Source organism: Shigella sp. FC1544, assembly GCF_001722145.1.
Taxonomy (GTDB): domain Bacteria; phylum Pseudomonadota; class Gammaproteobacteria; order Enterobacterales; family Enterobacteriaceae; genus Escherichia; species Escherichia coli.
Window position 1 is genome coordinate 1 of sequence record NZ_MECT01000060.1, and the last position, 9,009, is coordinate 9,009.

The 9,009-nt window shown below is 51.1% G+C and carries 8 protein-coding genes and 3 pseudogenes; 7 read left to right on the forward strand and 4 right to left on the reverse strand.

The window, feature by feature from the left end; translation table 11 throughout:
• Window positions 1-385 (forward strand): annotated as a pseudogene (locus BGK49_RS04650) (IS4 family transposase); the annotation flags it as partial.
• Between the two features lie 50 nt (window positions 386-435).
• Here BGK49_RS04650 and degS read toward each other — a convergent pair.
• From degS to zapG, 3 genes are all read right to left on the reverse strand, one after another.
• The gene (degS, locus tag BGK49_RS04655) at window positions 436-1,503 is read right to left on the reverse strand and encodes an outer membrane-stress sensor serine endopeptidase DegS (RefSeq protein ID WP_000497730.1); all 1,068 of its coding nucleotides are present in this window, start codon (window positions 1,501-1,503) and stop codon (window positions 436-438) included.
• A gap of 89 nt (window positions 1,504-1,592) precedes the next feature.
• Window positions 1,593-2,960, reverse strand: coding sequence for a serine endoprotease DegQ (degQ, locus tag BGK49_RS04660; RefSeq protein WP_005044006.1), 1,368 nt, complete (start codon window positions 2,958-2,960; stop codon window positions 1,593-1,595).
• 153 nt (window positions 2,961-3,113) lie between these two features.
• Window positions 3,114-3,512: a Z-ring associated protein ZapG gene (zapG, locus tag BGK49_RS04665; protein WP_001295270.1), complete on the reverse strand. Its 399-nt coding sequence runs from the start codon at window positions 3,510-3,512 to the stop codon at window positions 3,114-3,116.
• Window positions 3,513-3,705: 193 nt separating this feature from the next.
• Here zapG and zapE point away from each other — a divergent pair, with 193 nt between their 5' ends.
• The 5 genes from zapE (at window position 3,706) to sspB (ending at window position 7,424) form a co-directional block, all read left to right on the forward strand.
• A complete protein-coding gene (gene zapE / locus BGK49_RS04670; protein WP_001192311.1) occupies window positions 3,706-4,833 on the forward strand; it encodes a cell division protein ZapE in 1,128 nt (375 codons plus the stop codon).
• A gap of 218 nt (window positions 4,834-5,051) precedes the next feature.
• On the forward strand, window positions 5,052-5,480 hold the full coding sequence (gene rplM, locus BGK49_RS04675) for a 50S ribosomal protein L13 (RefSeq protein WP_004986574.1): 429 nt from the start codon (window positions 5,052-5,054) through the stop codon (window positions 5,478-5,480).
• A 15-nt stretch (window positions 5,481-5,495) separates the two neighbouring features.
• Window positions 5,496-5,888: a 30S ribosomal protein S9 gene (rpsI, locus tag BGK49_RS04680; protein ID WP_000829818.1), complete on the forward strand. Its 393-nt coding sequence runs from the start codon at window positions 5,496-5,498 to the stop codon at window positions 5,886-5,888.
• Between the two features lie 394 nt (window positions 5,889-6,282).
• The gene (gene sspA, locus BGK49_RS04685; protein WP_000257293.1) at window positions 6,283-6,921 is read left to right on the forward strand and encodes a stringent starvation protein SspA; all 639 of its coding nucleotides are present in this window, start codon (window positions 6,283-6,285) and stop codon (window positions 6,919-6,921) included.
• Window positions 6,922-6,926: 5 nt separating this feature from the next.
• Window positions 6,927-7,424: a ClpXP protease specificity-enhancing factor gene (gene sspB / locus BGK49_RS04690; protein ID WP_000366129.1), complete on the forward strand. Its 498-nt coding sequence runs from the start codon at window positions 6,927-6,929 to the stop codon at window positions 7,422-7,424.
• 42 nt (window positions 7,425-7,466) lie between these two features.
• Here the strand turns inward: sspB and dcuC are convergent.
• Window positions 7,467-8,672 (reverse strand): annotated as a pseudogene (dcuC, locus tag BGK49_RS04695) (anaerobic C4-dicarboxylate transporter DcuC); the annotation flags it as partial.
• Window positions 8,673-8,729: 57 nt separating this feature from the next.
• On the opposite strand from dcuC, the pseudogene BGK49_RS04700 reads away from it, so the two are divergent.
• Window positions 8,730-9,009 (forward strand): annotated as a pseudogene (locus tag BGK49_RS04700) (IS1-like element transposase); the annotation flags it as partial.

Below are 9,009 nucleotides of genomic sequence, written 5' to 3' on the forward strand. Positions count from 1 at the left end.
GGGATACAGGGAGATAAAACAGACGATGCAACTGAGCAGGCTGACGCTGAGAAGTAAAAAGCCGGAGCTTGTGGAGCAAGAGCTGTGGGGTGTCTTACTGGCTTATAATCTGGTGAGATATCAGATGATTAAAATGGCGGAACATCTGAAAGGTTACTGGCCGAATCAACTGAGTTTCTCAGAATCATGCGGAATGGTGATGAGAATGCTGATGACATTGCAGGGCGCTTCACCGGGACGTATACCGGAGCTGATGCGCGATCTTGCAAGTATGGGACAACTTGTGAAATTACCGACGAGAAGGGGAAGGGCCTTCCCGAGAGTGGTAAAGGAGAGGCCCTGGAAATACCCCACAGCCCCGAAAAAGAGCCAGTCAGTTGCTTAACTGACTGGCATTAGAGCACAGACTCCGGTTTTTTGTTTTGAGCACTCGACTTAATTGGTTGCCGGATATTCCTGAATGGTGACCTGCAGCGTTAACTGCTTATCATCACGCATCACTACAACCGGGATCACCGAACCAGGGCGAATTTCTGCCACCTGATCCATCGTCTCCAGAGCAGAGATGGCCGGTTTGTTATCCACTGAAATAATCAGATCGTTGACCTGAATACCCGCATTCGCCGCCGGGCCGTCAGGTGACACTTCATTAACCACGATCCCTTGCAGTTGATCTATACCACCGCTCTGCGCGTGCAGTGGTGCGATCTCACGTCCACCAATGCCAATGTAGCCGCGGATCACGCGCCCATCGCGGATCAGCTTATCCATAATTTTGGTTGCTAACTGGAAAGGAATCGCAAAGCCGATACCTTCCGGCGTTTCGCCATCGTTACTCTTATCAAACGACAGCGTGTTAATGCCCATCAGTTCTCCCAGCGAGTTCACCAGCGCGCCGCCAGAGTTACCGTGGTTAATGGAAGCATCGGTTTGTAGGAAGTTTTGCCGCCCGGTAGGGTTCAGACCGATTCGACCCGTGGCACTAATAATCCCTTGGGTAATGGTCTGCCCGAGGTTGTACGGGTTACCGATCGCCAGTACTACGTCGCCAATGTGCGGTACGCGACGTGCATTAATTGGAATGGTAGGTAAACCGCCAGTGGCATTAATTTTAAGTACCGCCAGATCGGTTAGAGAGTCAGATCCCACCAGCAATGCTTCAAATACACGTCCATCCTGTAAGGCGACGATGATCTGATCGGCGTCGTTGATGACGTGTTTATTGGTGATGATATAACCGCGTTGATCCATGATTACACCGGATCCCAGGGTGCGGATCTCAAGCTGGTTGTGAGAGTTGGTGTTCACACCACGGTTGTAAACGTTAACCACCGCTGGCGCGGCGCGGCGAACCGCCAGATTATAGCTGGCAGGCGTCTCATCGGTACTGTCAAATTGCGGAGTGGAAAGCGGGTTAAGGCTGCGCAGCGAAGGCATGGCAACCAGCAGAATAGCGCCGACAATTAATCCAATCGCAACGGAACGTAAGAGCTTCACAAACATGATGGAGGCGTCATTAAAAAAGGGAACGGCAGCAGCATACCACGAGTTAACCGGACATCACACGTAAGCCTGATGCCCGGTTTACGACATTAACGCATCAGCAGATAGATGCTTTCATTGCCGCGTACAATTTGCAGGGCGATGATGGCCGGTTTTGCCGCCAGCACTTTACGCATTTCAGCAATCGAGTTCACCCGATCGCGGTTGACGCCAATGATCACATCGTCTTTTTGCAAGCCTGCCTGAGCAGCTGGGCTTCCTTTGACAACTTCATCGATCTTAATACCTTTGCCGCCATCTTTTAGCTGACCATCGCTCAACGTTGCACCTTCCAGCGCTGGCGTGATCATTTCAGCGATGGCCGACGAAGAGGTGCTGGTATCAAGCGTCACTTCTACTTCCAGTGGTTTGCCGTTACGCAGCAGGCCAAGCTTCACTTTCGTGCCCGGCTCTGTAGTCGCGATACGAGAGCGCAACTCAGCAAAGCTATTCAGCGGTTTGCCGTTGAGGCTGGTAATAATATCGCCCGCTTTGACGCCCGCTTTTGCCGAGCCAGAACCTGGCAACACTTCGCTGACAAACGCGCCACGCTGCACGTCAAGGTTGAAGGCTTTGGCGATATCGGCACTCATCTCGGTGCCTTTGATTCCTAACAAACCGCGTTTGATTTCACCAAAGTCGATAAGCTGCTGCGCCAGTGTTCGCGCCATATTACTGGGGATGGCAAATCCAATCCCGACGCTCCCGCCGCCAGACGCAAGGATTGCAGTGTTGATGCCAATTAACTCACCGTTAAGGTTTAATAGTGCACCGCCGGAGTTACCGCGGTTAATGGAAGCATCTGTCTGGATAAAGTTTTCCAGACCTTCAAGATTCAACCCGCTGCGGCCTAATGCGGAAACAATGCCAGAGGTGGCGGTTTGCCCAAGGCCAAATGGGTTACCGACCGCTACGGCAAAATCACCGACGCGCAATTTATCGGAGTCGGCAATAGCGATTTGCGTTAATTTGCTCGGGTTTTGAATTTGTAACAGGGCGATATCGCTCTGGTCATCGCTACCAATCAGTTTTGCATCAAACTCGCGCCCATCATTGAGCTGAATACTGATTTTCTGTGCCTGATTAATCACATGGTTGTTGGTCAGCACATAGCCTTTACTGGCGTTGATGATGACACCGGAACCTAAACCTTCGAAGGGTTGTGCAGGTTGATCCGGTAAATCATCACCAAAAAACTTTTTGAATTCTTCCGGGATTTTCTGTCCCTGACTGGCCGTTCCTTCCACCCGTACGCTCACCACTGCCGGAAGCACTTTTTCCAGCATTGGAGCCAGACTGGGGAGAGGGGCCTGATCGGCAACCTGGCCTGGAATCGACGCGACGGCCTGAAATGACGCCGAGAGAGTTAACCCGACACTTAACGCTAATGCACTCAACAGCTGGGTTTGTTTTTTCATTATTCCTGCTCTCGTACCTGAATGATAAGAAAAGAGATTCAAAACAGTTTGATGTTATTGAATTTTCAGACGGCTAACAATGAGACACCAGATTAAATGATAGTCGGGGAGGGAGAGAAGAGGAGGGCGCAATGGCTGCGCCCGAAAAATAAATTAGTCGCGCTTCGCGCCAGTACGCAGCAGGCCGGATGCACCTTCAGAATAGTCGCGAGGCATCTGCACCGGTGCCTGATCGTTGCTGGCTTCAGACTCTGCCAGACGATTACGGAACGGGTTTGCTTCAGCAGACAGTTCCGGCAGCAGGCTGCTGGAGCTTTTCGCCATGTGCTGATACAGCTGGCGATAGTCGTGCGCCATGGTATCCAGTAATTCCGCGCTGCGGGCAAAGTGGCTAACCAGCTCTTCGCGATACTCGTCCAGTTCAGCTTTATTCTTTTCCAGTTCGTACTGCAACGCCTGTTGCTGGCGTAGTTTACGATTACCAAAACGCATGGCCACAGCACCAATAATGATGCCGACGACTAACCCAATTAGCGCATATTCCCAGGTCATGAACATCTCCCGTTGTCTTTTGTTTCCGTAGGGTGTTGGCTTCAGGCTCCATGCCTGCGGCTGATTATGCCACTATAACCGTTAATTCCACAGAAGTGGAATCCCGACTGCATATCGCGTAGTGTAGAACGGCCTTTTTTTCGTCAACCGTGAACAACGGCGCACCGATTATTCAAGGAATAATAATAAGATCATGCAAAGCGTTACCCCAACATCGCAATACCTGAAGGCGCTCAATGAAGGCAGCCATCAACCCGACGACGTTCAAAAAGAGGCCGTCAGCCGCCTGGAAATTATTTATCAAGAACTCATCAATAGCAGGCCACCAGCCCCCAGGACGAGTGGGCTAATGGCGCGGGTCGGTAAGCTGTGGGGTAAACGCGAAGACACAAAGCATACGCCAGTGCGTGGCTTATATATGTGGGGCGGTGTAGGACGCGGGAAAACCTGGCTGATGGACCTTTTCTATCAAAGCCTGCCGGGAGAGCGGAAACAGCGCCTGCACTTTCACCGTTTTATGCTGCGGGTGCACGAAGAGCTAACTGCCTTACAGGGGCAGACCGATCCGCTGGAAATTATTGCCGATCGCTTTAAAGCCGAAACTGACGTGCTCTGTTTTGACGAATTTTTTGTTTCTGATATTACCGACGCCATGCTACTTGGCGGTCTGATGAAAGCCCTGTTCGCCCGCGGTATTACCCTGGTAGCGACGTCAAATATTCCGCCGGACGAACTTTATCGAAATGGCTTGCAACGTGCGCGTTTTATGCCTGCAATCGATGCCATTAAACAGCATTGTGATGTAATGAACGTGGACGCTGGTGTTGATTATCGACTGCGTACACTCACTCAGGCGCATCTGTGGCTTTCGCCACTCCACGATGAAACCCGGGCACAAATGGATAAACTATGGTTGGCGCTGGCGGGAGCGAAACGCGAAAATTCACCGACGTTAGAAATCAACCATCGACCGCTGGCGACAATGGGCGCTGAGAATCAGACGCTTGCTGTCTCTTTTACCACCTTGTGTGTCGATGCCCGCAGCCAGCATGACTATATTGCGCTCTCACGCCTCTTTCATACGGTCATGTTGTTTGATGTACCAGTTATGACGCGGTTGATGGAGAGCGAAGCGCGGCGCTTTATTGCGCTGGTGGATGAGTTTTACGAGCGCCATGTCAAATTAGTGGTGAGTGCAGAAGTGCCGCTGTATGAAATTTATCAGGGCGATCGGCTGAAGTTTGAGTTCCAGCGTTGCCTGTCACGTCTGCAAGAGATGCAAAGCGAAGAGTATCTGAAGCGCGAGCATTTGGCGGGTTAAAACCTGTCACAAATCACAAAAAGGGGTCGATCTTTGACCCCGACTTCTCTATAATCCTGCGACCCCACGTTACAAGAAAGTTTTTTTCCCAAAACTTTTTGTGTGCTGGCATAGGCTATTCGAAGGGGTAGGTTTGCCGGACTTTGTCGTGTGAACCTCAACAATTGAAGACGTTTGGGTGTTCACCAACGTGTAACTATTTATTGGGTAAGCTTTTAATGAAAACTTTTACAGCTAAACCAGAAACCGTAAAACGCGACTGGTATGTTGTTGACGCGACCGGTAAAACTCTGGGCCGTCTGGCTACTGAACTGGCTCGTCGCCTGCGCGGTAAGCACAAAGCGGAATACACTCCGCACGTAGATACCGGTGATTACATCATCGTTCTGAACGCTGACAAAGTTGCTGTAACCGGCAACAAGTGTACTGACAAAGTGTACTATCACCACACCGGCCACATCGGTGGTATCAAACAAGCGACCTTTGAAGAGATGATTGCTCGCCGTCCTGAGCGTGTGATTGAAATCGCGGTTAAAGGCATGTTGCCAAAAGGCCCGCTGGGTCGTGCTATGTTCCGTAAACTGAAAGTTTACGCGGGTAACGAGCACAACCACGCGGCACAGCAACCGCAAGTTCTTGACATCTAATCGGGATTATAGGCAATGGCTGAAAATCAATACTACGGCACTGGTCGCCGCAAAAGTTCCGCAGCTCGCGTTTTCATCAAACCGGGCAACGGTAAAATCGTAATCAACCAACGTTCTCTGGAACAGTACTTCGGTCGTGAAACTGCCCGCATGGTAGTTCGTCAGCCGCTGGAACTGGTCGACATGGTTGAGAAACTGGACCTGTACATCACCGTTAAAGGTGGTGGTATCTCTGGTCAGGCTGGTGCGATCCGTCACGGTATCACCCGCGCTCTGATGGAATACGACGAGTCCCTGCGTTCTGAACTGCGTAAAGCTGGCTTCGTTACTCGTGACGCTCGTCAGGTTGAACGTAAGAAAGTCGGTCTGCGTAAAGCACGTCGTCGTCCGCAGTTCTCCAAACGTTAATTGGCTTCTGCTCCGGCAGAAAACAATTTTCGAAAAAACCCGCTTCGGCGGGTTTTTTTATAGCTAAAATCTGAATCAGCGTAAAAACTGGAAAGTTGCTTTTTGCTGCCACCTGACAGACAGGTAAAACAAAAACCACATCGCCAATAAGGGACTAAGTCAACTATTTCAGACTAAAGCGCATCTCTTTTTCCCCATTTCCGGCATCGACTCACCACAAAGGTCGCAAAATCTGGTAAACTATCATCCAATTTTCTGCCCAAATGTCGGGTATTGCTCATTTTTTGTTTGATTTTCGAACAAAGAGAGTCGTTCCTTACTGGGTAACACAACTTCTGACTGGCCACCTGGTGGCTGGTAGCAGTAAAAATTCTGACTATACCTGGAGGTTTTCATGGCTGTCGCTGCCAACAAACGTTCGGTAATGACGCTGTTTTCCGGTCCTACTGACATCTATAGCCATCAGGTCCGCATTGTGCTGGCTGAGAAAGGTGTAAGTTTCGAGATCGAACACGTGGAAAAGGACAATCCGCCTCAGGATCTGATTGACCTCAACCCGAATCAGAGCGTTCCGACCCTGGTGGATCGTGAGCTGACCCTGTGGGAATCTCGCATCATTATGGAATATCTGGATGAGCGTTTCCCGCATCCGCCACTGATGCCTGTTTACCCGGTAGCTCGCGGTGAAAGCCGTCTGTACATGCATCGCATCGAAAAAGACTGGTACACGCTGATGAACACCATCATCAACGGTTCAGCTTCTGAAGCAGATGCCGCACGTAAGCAACTGCGCGAAGAACTGCTGGCGATTGCGCCGGTCTTCGGTCAGAAGCCGTACTTCCTGAGCGATGAGTTCAGCCTGGTCGATTGCTATCTTGCTCCGCTGCTGTGGCGTCTGCCGCAACTGGGCATCGAGTTCAGCGGCCCGGGTGCGAAAGAGCTGAAAGGCTATATGACCCGCGTCTTTGAGCGTGACTCTTTCCTTGCTTCTTTAACTGAAGCAGAACGTGAAATGCGTCTGGGCCGGAGTTAATCTGTATGGATTTGTCACAGCTAACACCACGTCGTCCCTATCTGCTGCGTGCATTCTATGAGTGGTTGCTGGATAACCAGCTCACGCCGCACCTGGTGGTGGATGTGACGCTCCCTGGCGTGCAGGTTCCTATGGAATATGCGCGTGACGGGCAAATCGTACTCAACATTGCGCCGCGTGCTGTCGGCAATCTGGAACTGGCGAATGATGAGGTGCGCTTTAACGCGCGCTTTGGCGGCATTCCGCGTCAGGTTTCTGTGCCGCTGGCTGCCGTGCTGGCTATCTACGCCCGTGAAAATGGCGCAGGCACAATGTTTGAGCCTGAAGCTGCCTACGATGAAGATACCAGCATCATGAATGATGAAGAGGCATCGGCAGACAACGAAACCGTTATGTCGGTTATTGATGGCGACAAGCCAGATCACGATGATGACACTCATCCTGACGATGAACCTCCGCAGCCACCACGCGGTGGTCGACCGGCATTACGCGTTGTGAAGTAATACAAAAACAGGCCCTGGTGGCCTGTTTTGTCTTTTAATGGCTTAATAAAATAGCGTGATTGTGGCAATCATATTCACCACGAAACCGACTGCCATGGGGATCGCTGTTCGCTTCACCACCGCAAAAGGCGAAACGCCTGCAATTCCTGACGTAACGACCACCACCGCAGTAATCGGCGAAACCGCGCGCGCTAGCGTCGTGGCAAAATGCATCGGCATAATCATTACAACCGCTGGTACATGTAGTCCGGCTGCGATATTCGGAATAAGACTGGCAAATGACATAAACGGCGCATTGCCAGAGCCCATCACAATGGCACAAATGGCAATGACCAGCGCCATAATAATCATCACGCCAATACCGCCCAGACCAGAATGCTCCGCACCCCTGATAACCGCATCGACAGTGCCAATCGTCGTTAAGCCTTTCGCAAATATTTCACCCGCGACCACCAGCGTTACCACGTTGGCAAACTGCGTACCCATGCCGTCAAAAAACGCCTGCACATCGTCCATTGTTTCGCGCAAGTTATGCTTGCGGAAGAACTCAACAAACATCGTCACCGTCAAACTCAGTAACATCACCACCACCAGATGCAGTTCTGACTGCATCAGCCCGACGTGGGCGAGGAACAGCGAGCCGAGCATCAGGATTAACGGCATCACAGGTAAAATGGCGTAATAGAGCGGCGGGACATTATCGAGAGCTTTTTGCTCTGCTTGTTCGTGATTGATATTTTTATCTTTTTTGTCAAAAGCGCGTTGCACGAAAAAAGTGGGAGATCGCCACCGAGATAATGACGCAAGAGGCGACCGGAAGCTGGTAGTGGAAGAAGTAAGTGGCAATTTTCATTCCCGCGACCTGGGCTGCAAAAATGGAGTTCGTTTCCAGAATTCCCCACTCAATGGACATTGTGGTTGCGATAACCGCCACCGCAGAGAGACGACTTACTCCCAGACTCACCAGTGTCGGAAATAAGGTGACCATCAGCAACATACCCAGACCGGAGGCGCTGGTAATAAACTGCGCCATGATTTGACCGATGACGTAAGTTGCCGACAGAATAATATACGGTGAGCGAATGAGTTTTAACGGGCGGCTTAACAAGCTCACCATCGCGCGACTGGCCCCTATGCGCTCCATGTAGCGGGCATACCGCCCACCGCCATAATCGATAGCCCCAATCCGGCAATGCGGTTGGACAGCATGCGCAGGATTTCATTATAAATATCGACGATCAAGTAGCCGCGGTGATGCTGCCAACTTACTGATTTAGTGTATGATGGTGTTTTTGAGGTGCTCCAGTGGCTTCTGTTTCTATCAGCTGTCCCTCCTGTTCAGCTACTGACGGGGTGGTGCGTAACGGCAAAAGCACTGCCGGACATCAGCGCTATCTCTGCTCTCACTGCCGTAAAACATGGCAACTGCAGTTCACTTACACCGCTTCTCAACCCGGTACGCACCAGAAAATTATTGATATGGCCATGAATGGCGTTGGATGCCGGGCAACTGCACGCATTATGGGCGTTAGCCTCAACACGATTTTACGTCACTTAAAAAACTCAGGCCGCAGTCGGTAACCTC